This window comes from Deltaproteobacteria bacterium (assembly GCA_016210045.1).
Taxonomy (GTDB): Bacteria; UBA10199; UBA10199.
In genome coordinates, this window is sequence record JACQUX010000004.1 from 104,763 (window position 1) to 124,423 (window position 19,661).

Below are 19,661 nucleotides of genomic sequence, written 5' to 3' on the forward strand. Positions count from 1 at the left end.
AGATGACACATATGACCAAAACACAGATCTATCTGCCGACCGCCGAGTTGGCTCAGTTGCATCGGCTGGCGAAACAGGCTGGTCGCAGCTTGGCCGATCTGATCCGGGAGGCCATCCGCAAGACGTGGCTGCCGCAGCGCACGGCCGACACCGGACCCGTTGCGCTCTGGCCGGGGGCTGCGAAGCGATCGTCGAACGACCACGACAGCATCTACGATGAGCGACCCTAATGCGCCGGCCCACGCCTTATTTCATCGACACGAGCGCCTGGTTGGCGCTGGCGATCGTCGGCGACCCCTATCATGACCGCGCGTGCGCCGCGTGGCAGACGTTGGTCACCGAAGGAAGTAAGGCCTTCACCTCGGTCCCTGTGATCATCGAAACATTTACGTTTCTGGATCGCAACACCACACGGCAAACGGCATTGCAGTGGCAGGCGGCGCTGGGCCACGTGCGCCGCCTCCGGATCTTGGAATGTTCGCTCGCCAACATGGACCGAGCGTGGTCCTGGTTCCTGCGCAAAGAACTGCACAAACTGAGCGCCGTCGACGCCACCAGCTTTACGCTGATGCAGCAACAACGAATTGCCCGGGCCTTCGCCTTCGACGTCCATTTCGCGATGGGCGGCTTCACGTTAGTGGAGGCGTGAACGGAGGCGTCGCTACGGAAGCGGCGGATTGAGCAGTGGGAAAGCTCCAACGGGTATTTGCGACTTGCGGGTCCGAATGCCGATGCGCTAAAGTCGGGCCATGGGCGTCCAGATTCATCCAGATGCCAAAGACCGGATGCACGAACGGGGTGCTACCGCAGAAGAAATCGAGGAGACAGTCCAAGGTGGCGGGCCCTTGGCGGCAAAGTGAGGCTTATGAAACTGACCTACGACCCGCGCTATAATGTTGCGTATATCTGCCTGAAAGAAAAGACGGAACAGGTCGAAACGTTGCAAATCAGCGATGATCTCCCCATTGATATCGCCCCCGATGGTTCCGTGTATGGTTTCGAGCTGCTCAATGCGCGACAACAGCTCCACGCGGACAACGGCGGCAAGCTGACGATCATTAATGAAGAACACGGCAACACCACGGAAATTGCGCTCACCCCGTAGTAGAACACCTTTCCGCCTACACCGGTTCGGTCGGTGCTTCGCCTTCGATATCCATTTTGCGTGTGAGCCGGATTCACATTAGTGGACGCGTAACGCCATGGCGGCGCAGGCTGCGGCGCGCGGGGCGGCGGGCGGGATGTTCTTTCTTTCATCCTTTGTTACGGCGACGTGAGGAGAGGGGCTGACTTTCTTCATACAACGTATCCGGACACAAATCTTGCCCTCCTGGCCATTGGATGCTCCCCAACACCGCTTGAACCGCAGTAAACTGCTTCGGATCTTTCAACACTTGAAAGACGCCATACCGCAAATAAGGGCGCATATCGAAAATACGCTCCTCACCGTTCACAAATTGCAACCGAAGCTGATAGTTGCGTTCCGGAAACACTTTGCGAACTCTTGGGTGCATATATTATTTGAGCGGATCAATTTTAAAGACTTGCTGCCCCCGGACGGCCAGCTCCCAATCGGCCAGCAATTCATCCCGATGGATTTCCATCCAGGCCTCCACTAATCTTCGTTTTCCAATCGGCAATTTCCCTTCCAATAATTTCCCTAATTTAATATCGAACACTGCCTCCGCGTCTTGATATTTCACATGGATATGCGGCTTTTTGTGCCGTTTCCGATCCATGAAAAACAGCATAACAATGATGCCATAAAAAACCGATATGACAGGCATTGTCTCTCCTTTGCGAACGATTTTTCACACAACACAAGAGCCCTTAGCAATAACCATCGCAGTCGTCCAGTACCAGCAGGCTATGTGGAGGCGTGACGACGTTCAGGCGTATGAGCGACACGCGTCGCGGCGTGCTCATGGGTTCTACGGAGTGGCTTCCGGCAGTTGGTTGCCAAAAGTCGCCCAGAAGCCTAATGCTGTAGCCTCAATAACGAGTTGACCGGCGGTCGTTTTGAAAGCATCCGCTTCTACCGCCGTAAGACTCCGCAATTTCCTGAACGTGAGCAAAAAACCGCCGTTGGGTTGCAGCGTCGGGACAATCTTCACCTTGCCTTTCCACTTCGCATTGGCCGCGCGAATCTTCGCGACATATTTCGGATACGCCCGACGCTGCGCTTCCGTCCATTTGAGTTGCGCGAAGTGATCGACGCGAGGCCTTGCGGCAGCGGGCGGTGGCGCAGCGGGTTCCTCTTTCTTCGGCTCTTCTTTCTTCTCCGGCTCCTGGGCCTTTTCCCCGTCAGGTTTCTCGCCGTCGGTGGCGCCACCGGCCGCGGCCGGTGGAGGGGGTGGCGCAGCGGCGGCGGGCGGTGCCGTCGGCTGGGGCGGCGGAGGCGGCGGCCCATAGGGCGATTGGCCGAAATACGCGGGGAATCCGGGCGGGCGGCCACCGGGCATCCGGCCGATCGAGCTCGCCAACGCGAACGACGCGGCGAAAATATTCCCGCTCGGGATGCCGATCCCCATGAAGCCGCTGACACCGATCGCAGCGGGGGTGACGTCGAAGTTCAGGTTGCCGGCAGCAGCGCCGAGGCCTCCGAACACGCTGCTCCCGCCGAAGACCCAGCTCGGATCCGACACCCGATTGAACACGCTCTCGATCCCCATGGCCTACCTCCCCACTTTGTCTTCCTTATGGTACCGCTTCACTAACGCCTGCCAGGCCGTCCCTTCCACTTCGCCGTCTTGCTTGAGCGCGGCAAACAGCTCCGTCAGCCGCCGCGCGACGACGTCGAGGCCCTTGCTGGTGTCGATATTCACTTTCTTGCCCACTTTCTTTACCGGCATCGCGGCATTCAGCAGTTTATTGATATCGTCTTTGTCGACCCTCTTCTCCGTAATCCCCAACGCCTCCATGATTGCGCTGGCCGCGCGGATCATCCGTTCGCGTGCCGGATTGATCTTCTCTTTCGCCTCCGTCGCCGCTTTTTCCAATTGCTCCAACAACCGTCGCCTTTCGCGCGGCGTCTTGAGCGTGGCAAAGACGGTCTCGACCAACGCGTCGGCTTCGCCCGGTTTATTGTAACCGGCGGCTTGAAGCTTTTGCACGACTTCCGCTTTGGGCAGCGCCGCTTCTTGTTTCACGCCGAGTCGTTTCGCCTCGGCCAGCGCCAGCGCGTAGAGTTTGCGGATCATCTTCGGGGCATCGGCGCCCCACTGTTTGCCGAGCATCTTCAGCATCGCGTCGAGATACGGCTCCGGTTTATTGGCATCGTCGCCGTGCGGGGCCCACGCGCTGCCGAGTAGCGACTGGACGGCTTTAACGAAGTCGGCATTCGGCGTCGTCTCGCCCGGCGCAATCAGATTGAGCAACATTTTTTTCGGATCGTTGCCGACGTCTTTGTCGGCATCCAGAAACGCCGCGCGGCGCTCATCGGCGTTGGTCCCGCGCATCCAATTGGCCACGCCATCGGCCAGACTGCGGAGCACGCCTTCGCGACCGGCCAGGTCTTTATTCCCGGCCTCGCCCTTGGCGATCTCATCCTGCACCGGTTTCGGATAGACCCCAGCCGTGCCCGGTTTCGACGGATCATCGGCTTTTTCTTGCGCCGCCTTAAAGTAGACTTCGGCCCGCTCCGCTAACGGCGGCACCGCAGCCGGTGCGCCCGTGGGAGCTCCCGCCTGATTCGCTTGACGGGCGGTCGTTTGCGGCGGCGGGCCATAGCGTCGCTCCATCGTGATGTTGGTCCAGCCGTTGAAGATGTTGATGAGTGGCACCGCTGCGCCGGCCACGGCGGTCGTGAATCCGGGCGGGGTGTCGGGGTCGAATCCGAGCGGCGCGACGCCGAAGATGCTGCCGCGCGCTGCGGGGTTGCGCCAATAGGGGCCGAACGTCGGTTGTTGGTCGAAATAGAGACCGGCGCCCGCGAGCCACGTCGACGGCGCGGTACTGCCCGATTGAAAACTCGGTGCACCAAACTCAAACGACGCCGGTGCCGCTCCGGCACCGCTCGCTCCCCAAGGATCTGCCAGACCGGGAAGGCCAGGCAGACCATAATTCGTCAGTGGAAAGAGACCAACGGTCACAACACTGCTCCGTTCCGTTCATTTTGCACTTTGCACTTTGCACTTTGCATTTTGCCTTATCCTCTCAACTACCCCCACGGATCTCCCCTTTTTGGTAGAGTCCGCGGCCGATCAAATAATCGCGGCGAATCTGGTCTTTCATCGCGTCGCCATCGGCATCCGCCGTGGTCAGGATCCGCTCGCCGAGCGGCATTTGGCGGAATTTCTCGCCTAAGTAATCCGCCGTCCGTTGGGCCAAGTCATGCAACGATTGAGTAATGCGACCGAGTTCACGCGATGCGGAACTGGCTTGGCGCCATTCCGTAGCCCCTTTGCCCGGATTGTAGACATGCGCAGCTAATGGATAGGGATCGACCGATTCCGGCAGCGGTTGCTCCAACGAGCCGACGGCGCCGTCTAATGCGGCATCCACGCCGCCGTCCCGCTCATCGATCGGAGATCCACTGCCGGCGCCTGTTTCCTCCGTGCTCGTCCCAGCCGCGCGACCGGCGCTGCTCCCCGCGACGGCACTCGGCTCTTTGATTCGCGCGGGGCGTTCGCTCCGCGTCGGTGCCACGCCGGGGGCACGGAGCGTCGCTTCCGGCGCCGCACCGGCGAGCGTCGCCATCGCCGCTGTAGGGCTGGGCCGCTTCGCGGCCTTGGCCGCATCGGCGTGGGCGCCGGTGACGGTCGGTTCGGCAGTCGTGCGGGAATCATGGTCAGTCTCAGGTTGAGCCGTCCCGTCGGCCAGAGGGGTGTCAACCCCGGCGGCGACGGGCTCGTGCAATGCAATCGCTTCGCCGGCGCGCGCCGTATCGGCACGACTGCGCGGCGTTGGAATGCCGGTCGGCACGCGACTCGTGGGCACGGCAGTCGGTGGGCGATGGCCGAGGGCCGCCGTCACGCCGGCACGCGTCGTGCGCACAGCCGCATCGGGCGTCGCGGCAGTTGAGGCCGTGCCGACAGGAGCGTTCCCTCTTGGCGCATTGGCCGTTGTAGCACTACGGTCGGCGGACGCGGGCGTGCGGGTCGATGGTTGCCGCGCGCTGAGGCGCTGCAGTCCACGATCGGCCCGCGGCGCGGCGACGACTTGAAATCCGGATCGATTGCTCGAGTGTGGTTCGGCCGCAGTCCCCGGCGCTTCACCCTCCGGCCGAGCTTGTGGAGTCCCATCGGGCGCGGTCGGTTGAGTCGTCGGCTTCGCAACAGCGCCATGCGGTTGCGCGGCCACGGCCAGTTCTTGGCCACGCAATTGCTCGCCGCGCCGGTCCACTTGGCGCGCCTCACCCTGCGCGATCGCTTGGCGCTGGACTTGGACTTGTTCCCGCCCGCGCGCCCCCTGCTGGCGGATCCGTTTGGCGCTCCCCTCCGGCGCGGTGTTGGCCTTCCAATCGCCGACACCGGGCGCGGCCTCGCCGAGCGGTTGCGTGACGCCTGCTGGTGTCTCACCGACATTGGCTGCGGACATGAGTCCTCATTCCCTTTCGCCCCCTCTGCGGGGCCCTTCGCTAACCCATTTAAATCGCTGCAATTCCTTCATTGGCTGTTGGCTCGTCTCCCCACTCCCATCTCTTACCGAGCAAGCCATATGCCAGCATGGGGTGGGGCCCGGAAGAGACACGTCATATCGCGGGTATCGGCAGACCGAGTGGGTCAAGTTGTGCAGAAGTTGGATACCGCCTAGCGGAACGGGTTTGTCACTTTCAGACGCGGGAAGCGTCGGAAGTCATCGTCGGCAGTGAGGATCTCGTCCACCCCGTGCTCGAGCAGCAGCGCCGCGATGTGGGCGTCATGAACAATATTGCCCTGTACATTTACCGCGAGGGCGAGGGAATCGAGGACACCGAAATGACGGTCGGTCTCGGTCAACACCATCAGGCTCGGGGCCAACAGCAAGTGCTTGATATCCGCCAACGCCGAGGACATGGGCGTTGGAGGATGAAACACCTTCGGATGCGTCACGACGCGGAGGAACTCATACACACAAGGCCACGGCAAAGCCCACGGGGCATCGCCCTCTGCATAGCGTGCCAATAATCGCTTTGCTTGACGGTGATGTGCCGTTTCTTCGCGCCTGGCATAGACGAGAATGTTCGTATCGAAGGCGACGGTCACCGCCCCTCCATCAGATTAAATAACGCGTCCCGATCATCCAGATTCACGCCCGGCAGGACTTTGCCGCGCTCCGTGGTCCAGCGCAATTGATATCGTATGCGCGCCTTCGTCGGGAGCAACGCGCGCCGCAACAACGCAGAAACAAATTCGCGCAATGTCGCGCCCTGCTGCGCTGCTCGCAGTTTCAGCATCCGGAAGAGGTCGTCGTCGATCACTAATGTGGTTCGTGCCATATGCATAAGCATATGAATAACGCATATTGCTGTCAAGGCTGAGGGCGATCGCAGCGGCTTACCGGAATGGCGCCAGCACCGCGCGGTGCTCGCGGCAGCCGATGCAGGCGCGGTCGGCGGCGGACGCGGCGTGTTTGGTAGCGAGTGTGCGGATCCGCAACGCCGATTGGGAGAGGAGTTCGGTGGAGAGCTCGCCGCTCTCCACGGCCGCGTTGACACGCAGCATCGCACGTTGCGTAACTTCAGGACTGCTGCAGATCAAGTTCAAGTCGCATCCGGCGGCCAACGCACGTACTGCGGCCTCTTCCGGAGGACAGCATTGTTTGATCGCGCCCATCTCGAGGTCATCGGTAACGATCACGCCTTTGAAGCCGAGTTCTTCCCGTAACAGGCCGGTGATCGCACGCTTCGAAAGTGTGACAGGGGCCGTGGCGTCGATCACGCCGTACAAGACATGCGCAGTCATCAACAGTGGCACGCCTTGTTGGATCGCCGCGGCAAACGGCGCGAGTTCCATCCAGCGCAAACGATCCCAGGTGTGCGGCAGGATCGGCATCGTTTTGTGGGAATCTTCCGGCGTATCGCCATGGCCAGGAAAGTGTTTGCCGCACGGGATCACGCCGCCTTCGAGCAAACCGCGGATCAGCTCGCCGCTGCAGCGCGTGACCAAATCGCGATTCCCCGCAAACGCCCGATCGCCGATAATCGGATTGTCGGGATTCGTGTTGATGTCGAGCACTGGAGCGAAGTTCACGTTCAGACCGGCGGCCGCCAGTTCACGGCCCATCAGCCGTCCGACGTCGTATGCCAAATGCAACTGCGGGTCGGCGTGCATCGCGGCGCCAATCCGCGCCATCGGGGGAATTTGGGTAAACGGCGGCGGCATTCGAAAGACACGACCGCCTTCGTGGTCGACGGCCAGCAACAGCGGACGGCCGGCGGCTTGCCGTAAACGGGTCGTCAGCCCGATCAGTTGATCGAGCGACTGAATGTTGCGACGAAACAGGATGACGCCGGCGAGTTCTTCTTGCTGCAACAACTGCTCGAGGGCAGGCGACACGTCGGTCCCTTGGAAGCCGGTCATGAACAGTTGTCCGATCTTGAAAGTCATAGCAGTTGATTATTTTCCCTCAGACTCCTCCTCATGGACTTCGTCATCACTATGCCCACCACGATGGGGTACGCCCCCTCCCCGTGGCCCGATCTCATACCCATGCGCGCGGGCCCATGCAACCATTTGCTCCGACCAAGCGAAAAAGTTTTCGATCGTGGCGTTCAGGGACGCGGCGGATGCGTCCAAGTTCGCGGACGCGTCTCGCAGTTGTCGATAGATCGTTTCGAGCTGTGCAATCAGTTGATCGAGGATCTGGAGTCCGGTCGCGCGCTCTGCCTCCAACGCGGCCGATTGAAAATGTTGCGCCACTTTTTCGCGCCACTGCCGCGCCTGCTGCACCATATCTTCGACGGCTGCCGGACTGAGTTCGCCCGCTAACCGCGAGACCAGTTGCGCCACACCGTTATGGAATTCGATATAAAACGTCACGTCGCGATCGATCGCGACGAGATCGATGCGCCCACCCCGCCACGCCTGCGTGCCGATCGCCGCGCCGATCGTGGCCAGCGCCACTGTGGCACAGGCGATGCGCAGCCAGCGCGCAGCCGCACCGGGTCTGATGATCAGACCGAGCAATGCGCCCGTGACTAAGCCACCTAAATGGCCCATGTTGTCGATGCGCGGATTAATCAGTCCGAAGAGAAGGTTATAGCCGATAAACGGCAGCATCCCTTGCACCAACGAACGCCGTGCCAACTCCGGCAAACGCGCATGCTTGACCAATCCGACGACTAACAGAAAACCTCCGAGGCCGAAGACGGCGCCCGAGGCCCCGGCCGAAACCGCGCGACCGTTCAGCAACGCGCTCGCGACGGTCCCACCGATACCGCTCAGCAAGAACACGAGCAGATAGCGTTCCCAGCCGAGCAGCGTCTCGCAGAGCGCGCCTAACTGCAGCAATGCATAGCCGTTGAAGAGCAGATGCAACCATCCGATATGGAGGAAAATCGGCGTGACCAGCCGCCAATATTCACCGGCGCGGACTTGCGTCGGTGCCAGCGCACCGAAACGCAGCAAATTCGGAATGGATTCTGAGCCCCCGGTCAATTCCAGACCCAAGAAGGCTGCCGCAATGAGGATCAGGATGGCGATGCTGGCGGGACAGCGGCGGGTCGTCATTAGAGACCAATCGGATGCCACGCGGTTTTCATCTCGGTGGCCTCGGTGATCCAATAGGGACTTTGGGCGACACGGTCGTCCCACCACGCGCGGTCATTGGGGGTCTCGCGGATCAGGATCCGCTTCACAGTAAACGCGGCCTCTTGTTGCAACAACTGGATCGTCGCCGCATCCTGTCCCGAATAGTCGATCGCGTTGATGTCCATGTGTTTCGCCAATACGGGAATAAATTCCGACTTAGAACCGGTCAGGATATTGACGACGCCGGCCGGGACATCCGACGTGGCCAGCACTTCGGCGAAGCTGATCGCGGTGCACGGCGCGGCCTCCGATGCAAGGGCAACCACGGTGTTGCCGGATATGATGATCGGGGCGAGCTTCGAGACCAGACCGAGCAACGGCGCCTCTTCCGGAGCGATCACGCCCACGACGCCGATCGGTTCCGGCAGTGTGAAATTAAAATACGGCGCCGCCACCGGATTCACGGAGCCGAAGACTTGCGGATATTTGTCGGACCATCCGGCATACCAGACGAGTCGGTCGATCGACTTTTCGACTTCACGCCGCGCGTTGGCGGCCGAGGCACCGGTGAGCCACTGGAGTTCTTCTTGAAACGCCGCTTTGCGCGTCTCCAAGACTTCAGCCACGCGATAGAGGATTTGTCCGCGCAAATACGCGGTCGCCTTTTGCCATCCCGGTTGCGCCTTGCGCGCCGCGACCACGGCTTCTCGCAGATCTTTTCGCGAACCGCGGCTCACGTTATGTCCATGGACCGGGAAGGTACGTCCCGATTCCGAGCGCGGAAATTGGCCGTTGATGAACAATTTGTACGTCTTCTTCACTGCGAGTCGATCGCTCATGAACATCTCCTTCACGCCAACGTCACATACGGATACAATCCATGCAAACCACCTTCGCGACCAAAACCGCTTTCTTTATAGCCGCCGAACGGCGAGCACGGATCGAATTGGTTCGCGGTATTGTTCCACACCACGCCGGCCTTCAGTTGATTGGTGATCTTGAAAATCTTCGCGCCCTTGTCGGTCCAAATCGACGCGGCCAATCCGAACGGCGTGTTGTTCGCTTTTTCCACCGCCTCTTCCGGCGTGCGGAACGTCAGGGTGGAGAGCACCGGTCCGAAAATTTCCTCGCGCGCAATGCGGTGCGACTGCGCGACGTTGGTAAAGAGCGACGGCCGGAACCAGAAGCCTTTGCTTGGCAATTCGCACGCGGGCTGCCACAACGCAGCGCCTTCATCGCAGCCGGATTGGACCAGTTCTCGAATTTTTTCGAGCTGCATCCTCGAGTTGATCGCGCCGAGGTCGGTGTTCTTGTCGAGCGGGTCGCCGACTCGCAACGTCTGCAACCGATCTTGCAACTTGCGGATCACCAGCGGCGCGATGCCTTCTTGGACCAGCAGTCGGGATCCGGCACAACAGACGTGACCTTGGTTATAGAAGATGCTGTTGACGATGCCTTCAACAGCGGCGTCGATGGGGGCGTCGTCGAAGATGATGTTGGGGGATTTTCCGCCCAACTCGAGCGTGAGGCGTTTCCGGCTCCCCGCAATAGTGCACTGGATCAACTTGCCGACGTCCGTAGATCCGGTGAACGCGATCTTGTTCACGTCCGCATGTTGGACCAACGCCGCGCCGGTGCTTCCAGCCCCAGTGACGATATTGACCACACCTGGTGGGAGATCGGCTTCCTGGATGATCTGCGCGAGATGCAGCGCAGTCAGTGGCGTAGTCTCGGCGGGCTTCAGCACGACCGTGTTCCCGCACGCTAACGCCGGCGCCAATTTCCACGCGGCCATCAGCAGCGGAAAGTTCCAGGGAATGATCTGTCCAGCCACGCCCAACGGTTGCGCGGTGCGGCCCGGAAACGCGTATTCGAGTTTGTCGGCCCAGCCGGCGTAATAAAAGAAATGCGCGACAGCAAGAGGGACGTCGTCGTCGCGCGAAAGCCGGATCGGCTTGCCGTTATCCAGTGTCTCCAAGACCGCAAACTCGCGCGACCGTTCGGCCAGTTGCCGGGCGATGCGGAAGAGATATTTGGCCCGTTCCGCGGCCGGGAGCTTGCACCAATATTTTTCATAGGCCCGTCGCGCCGCTTGCACGGCGGCATCGACATCGGCCGCGTTCGCGTCGGCGACTTCAGCGAGCGGTGCTTCAGTGGCCGGATTGAGTGTCGCAAAGTATTTGCCGGAACGCGGGGCCACAAACTTGCCCCCAATGAATAATTCGTAACGCGGCGCGATTCGGACATGGTCGGTCGCTTCCGTGGACGGGGCATAGGCCCACGTCTTGCCGAACGTGAGATCCGTCTTCGGGGGAAGGACTTCGAGTCGTACCACATTGTCGGATTTCGGCGGGGCCATAAACACCTCAAGTTGCGCAAGCACTAGTCTTTACTAAAGTACTCTTCTGATTGGTATCGGCCGGTGGCTTCTTTCACGAGTTGCATCAAGAGATCGTTCGTAACCGTCGACGCCCCAAGTCGAAACCACTCCGGCGTCAACCAACGGTCGCCGAGCGTCTCGTTCACAAGCACGAGATATTGCAGCGCCAATTTCGACGTCCGAATGCCACCCGCGGGCTTCATTCCGACCATCCGGCCGGTCGCGTAGTAGTAATCGCGGATGGCTTCGAGCATCACCAACACGGTCGGCAATGTGGCCGCGATCGGATATTTTCCGGTCGAGGTCTTAATGAAGTCGGCGCCCGCTTGCATGGCCAGACACGATGCCTTGCGGATGTTGTCATAGGTTTCGAGTTCACCGGTCTCGAGAATGACTTTCAGGTGTGCGGCGCCGCAGGCCTCTTTGATGGCCGCGATTTCGTCGCTCACGCGTTGAAACTCGCCTGACAGGAAGGCGCCGCGATCGATCACCATATCGATTTCGTCCGCGCCCGCTTCGACGGCTGCGCGCGTGTCGGCCAACTTGACGACGAGTGGCGATTGACCGCTCGGGAACGCGGTCGCGACCGAAGCGACCTTGACGGCAGTCCCCGCCAGCGCCTGCTTCGCGACACTAACGAACGGCGGATAGACACACACCGCGGCTACGGACGGGACGCCATGATCCTCATACGGTCGGATGGCTTTTTGACAGAGTTGGCGAATGCGTCCCGGGGAATCTTTCCCTTCTAACGTGGTCAAGTCGATCATCGAGATCGCCAGTTTGATCCCGGCCAGCTTCGCGTCTTTCTTGATACTCCGCCGCGCCAGCATGCCGGCACGCGCCTCGGCGGCGACTTGGTCGACGGTCGTTTGGAGCAGTCCCATAGGACTCGCTTCATCGCAATTTTCGGCGGTAAACGCAAACAAAACCAAAAATGGGGCTGGAAGTAGAAAGGAAATTCGCTACTTCTGAGCTGGTGACACATCCCCGAGCAAGTCGAGGTCCCAGGGGGCGGTGCCGCGGGTCGCGAGGTAGCCGAGGATCAGCGGCTTGAAGCGTTGGGCAAAAGTCGGATGCGCGTGAAAGTCGCGATCGAGGCGGCTTAAGCAGGCATAGGTGCGGTCGACGCGCGCGTAAAAGGCGGCGTGTTTAGCGGCCAACGTTTTGAGAGCCGATTTGAGCAGCTTCGGCTGCGCGGCATAGCGGCCTTGCAGATAGGATTTCAGGTCATAGAGCGGCAGCGGATCATACAAGCCGCCACGGCGAAACGGATTCTCGATCCGTAACCGATTGCCCTCCCGGAGATATTGCAACATTTCAGTGTGCAACGAGCGTACGCCGTTTTTATCGAAGACTTGTTCGAGAAAGGTATCGAGTGCCTGAAGTTCTGTCGCCGCATCGGCGGCAACGTTCCAGCCCAGCGCGCTCCACGCCGAGACCGGCGCCCAGAAATACGGACCGACGGAATCCAACTCGTGGCCCTCTTCGTGAATCACCGTGGCCTGATTTTCTTTGGCGCCAAAGTCCCGCACAATCGTCGTGCCGTCGCCGAACGACATCCCGCCGGTGCGGAGTGCGTAGTTCCGAATGGCTTGATACCGCCGCGCCTCTTCCGCGGTGTAATCCTTACGTACCTTGCTCCACAGGGCACTCTGCGGCTCCGTGGCCCGCACGTAATCGGCTTCCTGATAGAAGATCCACGAGAGATGCACGTCGCGCACCACCAGTTCGACTTTGCCGTCAGGAATGAAGCCAAACCGTTGGCGCACTGCCGATTTCAATCGTGCGGCATCGGCAATTGTTCCCGGCGCGGTATTCCCCTGCCCCACGATCGCCGCAACTTTTTGTTGCATCGCTTCCACACGCGCAAAATAGTCGCGCGCGAGGGTATAAAATGCGTGCCGCAGACGAACATCGGCCTCGCCGCTCGTGTCGAGTACGGTTTCGAGCTCCGCCGGCTGCAACAGTGCGCCGCGTTGCATCGCGGCCTCGCGCGCCTGCGTAAACAGCGCATAGACGCGGGCCGTCTGCATCATCCGGCCTCGGACCTCTTGGGCGGAGACGAGGGCTCCAGTCGTCGGCGGTGCAGGGATCTTGGCGAGGACGGCTTGTAACGCACGCAGTTTCGCCTCGATGTCTTGACGATTTTGGACGGCGCGCCGCAGTGGCGAGAGATCGACTCCGACCAGCGGCTTACGGCGTCGGTGCGGCGTCTCGGTCGTGTCGTCGTTCGGCGCTGGGCGGTGGGCGGCACTGGTCTGCAAAGCGGCCGCGTCTTCATCCTCAGCTGCGGCCAGGCCGTGATACACGGCGACGCCACCAGCCAATGCAAAAATGCCGCTCAGAACCACCCATGGCACCCATGGTCGCCGGTGTCGTTGAACTTCCGCTTGAACCAGTGCGCGCACTTTGGCCTTCGCCTGCGCGGGGAGTCGCATCCTATCGATTGCGGCGGTCAATTCGCCGGGAGATTCGCTACTCGCCGCAACCGGTGGCCCCGCACCATTTCGGACAGCGGCCGCACGGGACGCAGGCGGATGTGGCGCTGGAGACACTGACACACCGATCTGCGTCGGGGGACCCCAATTGTGCAACATGCTGACGGTTATTGGTGGCGGCAGCAATTGTTCGACCCGCTCTTGGAGGCTCACATCAAGATCGGGGATGGCTCGTAATTTTGCGGCGGTTGGGTCAGTGTGATACGCCTCGACGGCCGCAATGCCTTGCCGTAGCGGCGCGGTATCGGACATGCGGCGCAATACCGCGACGATCTCCGGCAATCGGCTGGCCCGCAGCAGCGCGACGCGTGCCTGCTGCGTGTTCAGCGGTGCGTCGCCCCCGGCCCCACCACGTCCCGCACCGACCGACAAACACCACTGCGGCAGCTCCGGCCTTGGTGCGGCCGCAAATCCGCCCGCCCAGGCCGGCTGAAAAAACGGTGGCGCTTCCCGCACCCAACGTGCGACCGCCGTAACGGCAGCGCGTATAGGATAGGAGCGGCGAGCGATACCAAGAGCCCCCGGCCTGATGGCCGGGGCACGCGAGCTTACCCCCAGCCGCACAGCGGCGTTGAGGGGGGGACCCGATGGGCTTTGCCCATCGGGGGGGCGACGTGAGCCCCAGTAACGTCGCCATTGGGCCAGCTGTCGTTGAATTGTTCCTCGTCCCATCACGGGCAGATCCTCCAGTGCAGTTACTATCGACTGATATTGGAAAAAGTTGCTTGAGTCGACCTGGCTTTCGCTTGCTGCGCTCCCCCTCACCCGGCCCTCTCCCCAAGGGGAGAGGGGGACATTTGCCTCGCCCCGACGGGGAGAGGTTCCCGCCGCAGGCGGGGGGTGAGGGTCTAAAAAAATGCGATGCAGGAGACGACACCTTACGGTGCAGTAGGCGCGATCGGAATCACTTGACCGCCATGTCCGTCGTCGAGCAGGAAGTCGAGCTGTACGACGACCGGCAACAGCTGCGCGGCCACGAGCAAATGGGCCCAACTCGGGGCACAGCCGCGCAGTTGGACATGCTGCGCCTGGTAGACCGCGAAATTATGGGCGTCGACCTTTGCCGCAAACGTCTGCGGATCGGCCTTCCCGGGAAAGATCGCATTCATATCGAAGCAGATCGGCTCACTCATACGGAGAATGATTCCCCACAAGAGCAACAGCCTGTGGCGTTCGGATTGACCAACTTGAAACGCGATTGCATCAGACTTGATTCATATGTCAGGTGGGAACCAGCCACATAGATGATGCTGCGCCGATCGACTAATATCTGGAAACCATCGGCTTGAAAGCTCAAGTCCTCACTGCTCGGGGCATCCGCCGGTTCGATCTTATATTCCAATCCCGCGCACCCACCCGACAACACCCGCACGCGGATGTTCGGTTTCCCTAACTTGGCGAGTAACGTCTTCGCCTGCTCCGCCGCATGTGGTTCTACAGTAATCATGAGCTTCCTCGACGTACGCACTTACGCACGCGTCACACACTAAACGACTTCCCACACCCGCACCCGCCGGTCGCGTTGGGGTTTTGGACCACAAAGCCGGCGCCTTGGAAGTCTTCGACGAAATCAAGAATCCCGCCTTGCAGAATATCCAAACTGGCCGGATCGACCACAACGGTCACGCCCTCTTGGGTCATCAGCTGGTCCTCCGGATGCCGCTCGTCGAAACGAAAATCGTATTTGAAGCCGGAACACCCGCCGGAATCGACGGCCACGCGAAATGCCTTGCCGGCCTGGGCCGGATCGGCCTGCTGGAACGCCTTGATCTTTTGAAGCGCAGCCGGGGTGATCGTGATCATATGCGGACGCAAATAGCTGGCGCCGTCAGAGGCGTCAAGGCCGCGCACGACTATTTCATTAGTTATTGCAGAATGAGACTGCAGCCCTTGGCGGCGGCGCCACTGCCGCTCTCGCTCGTCTCAGGAGGAGGCGGCGCATCGACCAGCGAATTCTTCGGCGGCACGCCCCCGGCGGGGACGCTTAACTGCACGGTGTCCATCAGCAACGTCTCACCCCCTTGCTGACACTGCACTTTCGTCGCCTTGCCGTTGCCAGCCGTGATCAAATCGGCCCCGAATCCGGCCCGCGGTTTTTCGCCGTCATCGTCCCCATACGGTTGAATCGCCGACGCACCGGTAAAGGCCGGATTGAGTTCTTCGTAGAAGACTTCATACGCCACACCGGGAATGATGCCGCGCAAGATGTAACTGCCGTCGGCGGTGTCTTGGGGATAGGAATTGCCGGTGATGGCCGAAACCGAGACAATTAATGGATCGAGCGTGGAGCGGGCGACCACTTGGGCGCCTTGAAAGCCGAGATTGTCGGAGCCGATCAACGTGCCGGCCAACTCGCAAAACTTGGTCTTATATTCCGCGCGCGGATAGAGGTTGGAGATCGCGACGACGTCGTCCCAATGGAGGGTGCTTTGGTCCGGGGTCGCGATGATCGGATACATGGTCGGCAAGGCCTGACTCAGTTGCGGATCTTTTAAGACATCGCCGAACAAGTCCGCGTTGACGCCGGAGTGGTCTAAATTAAAGAGATGACCGAGCTCGTGAATGACCGTGGCCCGAAACATCTGGATCTTCGAATCATTCGGGTCGCTCTTATTGGCGCCTTTCAGGAAGCGCCCATTCAGCACCGTAAACGCGGCCTTGATCGTTAGCGTGGCCGCATCAAGATTGCTCCCGCCGAGAAAAGTCATCGCGGCGACCTTATCCGGATCGCCGCCTAACGCCTCGGTGAAGGTTCCGGCGTCGTCCATCACAATGACCGTTTTCTGTTGGTTGAGCAGTTTCTGCACCGACGCCAGATTGTTGACTTCGGTGGTCACGACGCCGCCCTGTTTCGCGAAGACTTGCGCGGTCGGCACTTTGACGAGTCCCGGCAACGTCAGGCCGGCCTTCGCCCAGACGTCGAACGAATCTTGCACGACTTTCATCACATCGGTTTCACTGAGCGGTCCGAGCCCGGCCTTTTCGCTGTACCAAATGACCGTCCCGCCGGCCCAGGTGTAAGGATTGCCGGATTTGTGATCGTCGATATACCAAGGACTCGCGGCAAAACTGGGAAGGGTCCAGCAGCAGAGCAGCGCAATGACCAACAGTATCGGAAGGCGTGGCTTCATGGGGTCGGTTGGAGTCCCTTCACTAACTCTTTCAACACATCATAAGAGAGGTCCGGCCCAGCCCCCTGCTCCACGACACGTTGCGCGGCCTTCGACACCGCGACTGCGGGAGATGCCGCGTTGTGCATCCCTTGGAACAACAGCTGGTTGTTGATTCCATTCGTGACCGTCTTACTGCCATCCGGTTGTACCGTGACCGTAAATCGGCCCTGCATCAGACCGACTGGGGTCCACCAACCGGTAGAGAGGGGTTTGAGAAACAACAGATACGTCTGGCCGACATCGTACACAGTGGAGGAAAGGGGTCGGAGGAGATCAGCGGTCGAAGTCCCCACGGGTATCGGTCCGCCGACTTGATCAAATTGGAAGTCGCTGCCGTCGGCGATCTCCCCTTTCAGGACCTCTTGAACTTCAAAGGTGTAATGACTGACCGGAATGACGCCACCGATCGGCGTCGGTTTGAGACTGGTCTCGCGTACTTGGCAGGTCCCGATGAAGATCACGCCCGCTTCGGTAGTGAGGTCGGCGAGCGAGGCCGGCGCCACCATCGTCGCATGCGCTGCGGTCAGCGGCGCCATGAGCAACAGCAACACTCCAATGAATCGCCAAACGTGCATGCGGCGATTGTAACAGAGCCTCAAAAAGAGTGCCAACAGTTTCATCCTTATATACGGTATCGGCGCTGCATTTGGCGATAGTTGCCCCCCTGCAAGACACCATGGCACGAGGTGTGGTTTGACAGCGATGAAAGCGATCAAGTATGAGCGGACGATGCCACCGGGGGATCATGATCGCGTCTCGCTGCTGCATCTCCTCACGGAGATGACGTATCCCGATTATCGCGATCGTCATATTTTTACCGCGCGGCTTCGCCTCCTGATCCTCTTCAGTTTTGCGTTCTTCTACGCGCTGGTGTTCGCCGATGTCGTCCCACCAACACATCCGGCCATGTTAACGATCGGCGCGACCGCGCTGGCCACGATCTACTGCTATTACAACATCATCACAGCCCAATTCATGACCGCATCGCTGGTCATCGAAATCTTGGCCGACATGGTGGGCATCACCACGATGATCTACCTGCTCGGCGATATTCAAAGCGATTACTTCTTGATCTACTGCTGCTACTGTCTCGCATCCGGTCTGATTTATAGTTACCGAATCGCCACAACGCTCGCGATCTGCTCCCTCGTCACCTATGGCATCTTCTATGTCTTGCTTTCGGGCGGATATTTACCGCCGCTGACGACCCCGGCCATCAATGCCGCGCATCTGATGAGCGAACATGCCGGCTGGGAACACCCGACGTGGATGCATCCGGTGATGCTCGCCGTGTTGCTCGGGTTCGCCGTCTATGCCGTGAAATCGGCGCAACGCCTGACGTGGGTCCGCGAACGCGCGCTCGAGGCCCGCAATCGCGAACTCATGGCGTTACAACGGATCGGGGCGACGATCCGCGGCACCACATCGATCGAAGAAGTCGCAGATCGCGTGTTAGTCGGGCTCACTAGCGGACTCGATTTAGTCGGTTGTCTCTTATTGCTTAGCGATCATCAGCGCAACGCAATGATCTGTTACCCGCCACGCTCGGTCGAGGCCATCCGCGAAGTGGAAACGATGCTGGGGACGGCGCTCCGCGAGTTGACGCTGCCGTTGGATGCACCGGAGAGCGTGGTGTTGCGCCAAATTATGGAGCGGAAAGTCGTCTATCGGCGGGAACTGCGCGAACTGCTGCTCGGATTTCAACCCGTGTTGCCGGCGGAGCGACTCCAGGCAGTGCAACAACATTTCGGCATTCGCAAGACCGTTGCCATTCCGTTAGTCGTGGAAGGCGATCTGATCGGCATGTTGCTCGGGTTCTCGGATGAAAGTTTTGTCGGCGATCGCGCCGTCTCGACGTTGCAGATTTTTGCGGACCAAGCGGCGCTCGTGCTGCAAGTGACGTTACTAATCGAGCAACTCAAGACGACGAATCAAGAACTGCTTGAGGCCAATCGGGTGAAAGGCGAATTTTTGGCCACGATGAGCCATGAACTCCGCACCCCGCTCACCGCCATTATCGGTTTCTCCGAATTGCTGTTGGAAGGCGCGATGGGGCCGCTGACGGAAGAACAACTCGACAGCCTGCGCGAGGTCCGCAACAACGGGGCGAACTTGCTGGAGTTGATCAACAACATCCTCGATCTCTCCCGCATGGAATCGGGGCGGATGACGCTGACAATCGAACCGATCGATGTGCGGGAACTCCTGGAACGCACGCATCGCAATGTGGGTTCCTTATTGGCGCGCAAGCAGCACCGCTTCACGTTGGTCGTGGCGCCGGATCTGCCACCCTTGCAGGGTGACGAACGGCGACTCCAGCAAGTGTTCCTCAATCTGCTGGGGAATGCGATCAAGTTCACGCCGGAAGGCGGCGCCATTACGGTCACGGCGTATCACTTCATGCGCCTGGAAACGTTGCGGCAACTCGCGTGGCGACAGCATCTGGATGATGTCGCGCCCTTTACCCAAGGCGGCTTCGCGATTCAGGTCCACGATACCGGCGTCGGGATTCCGAAGTCGCACCTTCACATCATTTTCGAGATGTTTCGCCAAGTCGACAGCTCAGTCACGCGACGGTACGAAGGGACAGGACTCGGATTGGCCTTAGTGCGTCAGCTCGTGGAGTTGCATCGCGGCGTGATTTGGGCAGAGAGCGAAGCCGGGAAAGGGACGCTGTTCACGTGTTTGTTGCCCGCCACCCCGCCGACGCCCACCACGACGGACTTCATTGTCGAAACACAACCACAACTCCCCGCATATCCGGCCATTCGCATGCCGGGGTGAAATGGATATCCCAGGTCCTTACATTCAAATTGGAACGCGGTCCCGGCAGGGGCGAGAGGGGAGTCCTGCGGGCGAGTCTGAGCGAGGGAGATCTATGGAGTTGAAGCCCGACCGAGCGAGGTCTCAGTGAGCCGAGCGCCGTAACGCGAGG

The 19,661-nt window shown here is 60.3% G+C and carries 22 protein-coding genes; 4 read left to right on the plus strand and 18 right to left on the minus strand.

The features are described from left to right. The first annotated feature begins 11 nt into the window (after positions 1-11). From HY696_00765 to HY696_00775, 3 genes are all read left to right on the plus strand, one after another. Positions 12-230 carry a CopG family transcriptional regulator gene (locus HY696_00765; GenBank protein ID MBI4236932.1) on the plus strand — a complete coding sequence of 73 codons (219 nt, stop codon included), beginning with the start codon at positions 12-14 and terminating at the stop codon, positions 228-230. Continuing rightward, the gene (locus tag HY696_00770) at positions 230-649 is read left to right on the plus strand and encodes a PIN domain-containing protein (GenBank protein MBI4236933.1); all 420 of its coding nucleotides are present in this window, start codon (positions 230-232) and stop codon (positions 647-649) included. The genes HY696_00765 and HY696_00770 overlap by 1 nt, the downstream gene beginning before the upstream one ends. Positions 650-865: 216 nt before the next feature. After that, complete coding sequence (locus HY696_00775) at positions 866-1,105, plus strand: DUF2283 domain-containing protein (GenBank protein MBI4236934.1); 240 nt, start codon at positions 866-868, stop codon at positions 1,103-1,105. A gap of 148 nt (positions 1,106-1,253) precedes the next feature. Here the strand turns inward: HY696_00775 and HY696_00780 are convergent, their stop codons facing one another. The 18 genes from HY696_00780 to HY696_00865 form a co-directional block, all read right to left on the minus strand. Next, positions 1,254-1,514: a DUF2442 domain-containing protein gene (locus HY696_00780; GenBank protein ID MBI4236935.1), complete on the minus strand. Its 261-nt coding sequence runs from the start codon at positions 1,512-1,514 to the stop codon at positions 1,254-1,256. A gap of 3 nt (positions 1,515-1,517) precedes the next feature. Then, positions 1,518-1,787, minus strand: coding sequence for a DUF4160 domain-containing protein (locus HY696_00785; protein ID MBI4236936.1), 270 nt, complete (start codon positions 1,785-1,787; stop codon positions 1,518-1,520). Between the two features lie 144 nt (positions 1,788-1,931). Beyond that, positions 1,932-2,672 (minus strand): hypothetical protein, encoded by a 741-nt coding sequence (locus HY696_00790; protein ID MBI4236937.1) that lies wholly within the window; start codon positions 2,670-2,672, stop codon positions 1,932-1,934. A gap of 3 nt (positions 2,673-2,675) precedes the next feature. Next, entirely contained in the window at positions 2,676-4,091 is a 1,416-nt protein-coding gene (locus tag HY696_00795; protein MBI4236938.1) for a hypothetical protein, read from the minus strand. 64 nt (positions 4,092-4,155) lie between these two features. Further along, a complete protein-coding gene (locus HY696_00800; protein MBI4236939.1) occupies positions 4,156-5,538 on the minus strand; it encodes a hypothetical protein in 1,383 nt (460 codons plus the stop codon). Between the two features lie 212 nt (positions 5,539-5,750). After that, positions 5,751-6,185 carry a PIN domain-containing protein gene (locus HY696_00805; protein MBI4236940.1) on the minus strand — a complete coding sequence of 145 codons (435 nt, stop codon included), beginning with the start codon at positions 6,183-6,185 and terminating at the stop codon, positions 5,751-5,753. Next, a complete protein-coding gene (locus HY696_00810; GenBank protein ID MBI4236941.1) occupies positions 6,182-6,418 on the minus strand; it encodes a DUF2191 domain-containing protein in 237 nt (78 codons plus the stop codon). Before HY696_00810 ends, HY696_00805 begins: the two co-directional genes overlap by 4 nt. A gap of 58 nt (positions 6,419-6,476) precedes the next feature. Next, complete coding sequence (gene nagZ, locus HY696_00815) at positions 6,477-7,529, minus strand: beta-N-acetylhexosaminidase (GenBank protein MBI4236942.1); 1,053 nt, start codon at positions 7,527-7,529, stop codon at positions 6,477-6,479. Between the two features lie 9 nt (positions 7,530-7,538). Beyond that, the gene (locus tag HY696_00820) at positions 7,539-8,672 is read right to left on the minus strand and encodes a rhomboid family intramembrane serine protease (protein ID MBI4236943.1); all 1,134 of its coding nucleotides are present in this window, start codon (positions 8,670-8,672) and stop codon (positions 7,539-7,541) included. Beyond that, positions 8,651-9,511, minus strand: a complete 861-nt coding sequence (locus HY696_00825; GenBank protein ID MBI4236944.1) for an aldehyde dehydrogenase family protein — start codon at positions 9,509-9,511, stop codon at positions 8,651-8,653. Before HY696_00825 ends, HY696_00820 begins: the two co-directional genes overlap by 22 nt. Positions 9,512-9,522: 11 nt before the next feature. Beyond that, positions 9,523-11,031, minus strand: a complete 1,509-nt coding sequence (locus HY696_00830) for an aldehyde dehydrogenase family protein (GenBank protein MBI4236945.1) — start codon at positions 11,029-11,031, stop codon at positions 9,523-9,525. 23 nt (positions 11,032-11,054) lie between these two features. Beyond that, a complete protein-coding gene (gene deoC, locus HY696_00835) occupies positions 11,055-11,939 on the minus strand; it encodes a deoxyribose-phosphate aldolase (GenBank protein MBI4236946.1) in 885 nt (294 codons plus the stop codon). Between the two features lie 78 nt (positions 11,940-12,017). Next, positions 12,018-14,009, minus strand: a complete 1,992-nt coding sequence (locus HY696_00840) for a hypothetical protein (protein MBI4236947.1) — start codon at positions 14,007-14,009, stop codon at positions 12,018-12,020. Positions 14,010-14,431: 422 nt separating this feature from the next. Continuing rightward, positions 14,432-14,686 carry a hypothetical protein gene (locus tag HY696_00845; GenBank protein MBI4236948.1) on the minus strand — a complete coding sequence of 85 codons (255 nt, stop codon included), beginning with the start codon at positions 14,684-14,686 and terminating at the stop codon, positions 14,432-14,434. After that, complete coding sequence (locus HY696_00850) at positions 14,683-15,000, minus strand: iron-sulfur cluster assembly accessory protein (protein MBI4236949.1); 318 nt, start codon at positions 14,998-15,000, stop codon at positions 14,683-14,685. The genes HY696_00845 and HY696_00850 overlap by 4 nt, the downstream gene beginning before the upstream one ends. 32 nt (positions 15,001-15,032) lie before the next feature. Continuing rightward, positions 15,033-15,356, minus strand: coding sequence for an iron-sulfur cluster assembly accessory protein (locus tag HY696_00855; GenBank protein ID MBI4236950.1), 324 nt, complete (start codon positions 15,354-15,356; stop codon positions 15,033-15,035). 62 nt (positions 15,357-15,418) lie between these two features. Then, the gene (locus tag HY696_00860) at positions 15,419-16,684 is read right to left on the minus strand and encodes a hypothetical protein (protein MBI4236951.1); all 1,266 of its coding nucleotides are present in this window, start codon (positions 16,682-16,684) and stop codon (positions 15,419-15,421) included. Continuing rightward, positions 16,681-17,301: a hypothetical protein gene (locus HY696_00865; GenBank protein MBI4236952.1), complete on the minus strand. Its 621-nt coding sequence runs from the start codon at positions 17,299-17,301 to the stop codon at positions 16,681-16,683. The genes HY696_00860 and HY696_00865 overlap by 4 nt, the downstream gene beginning before the upstream one ends. Before the next feature lie 127 nt (positions 17,302-17,428). On the opposite strand from HY696_00865, the gene HY696_00870 reads away from it, so the two are divergent. Then, on the plus strand, positions 17,429-19,510 hold the full coding sequence (locus HY696_00870) for a GAF domain-containing protein (GenBank protein MBI4236953.1): 2,082 nt from the start codon (positions 17,429-17,431) through the stop codon (positions 19,508-19,510). Positions 19,511-19,661: the final 151 nt, after the last annotated feature.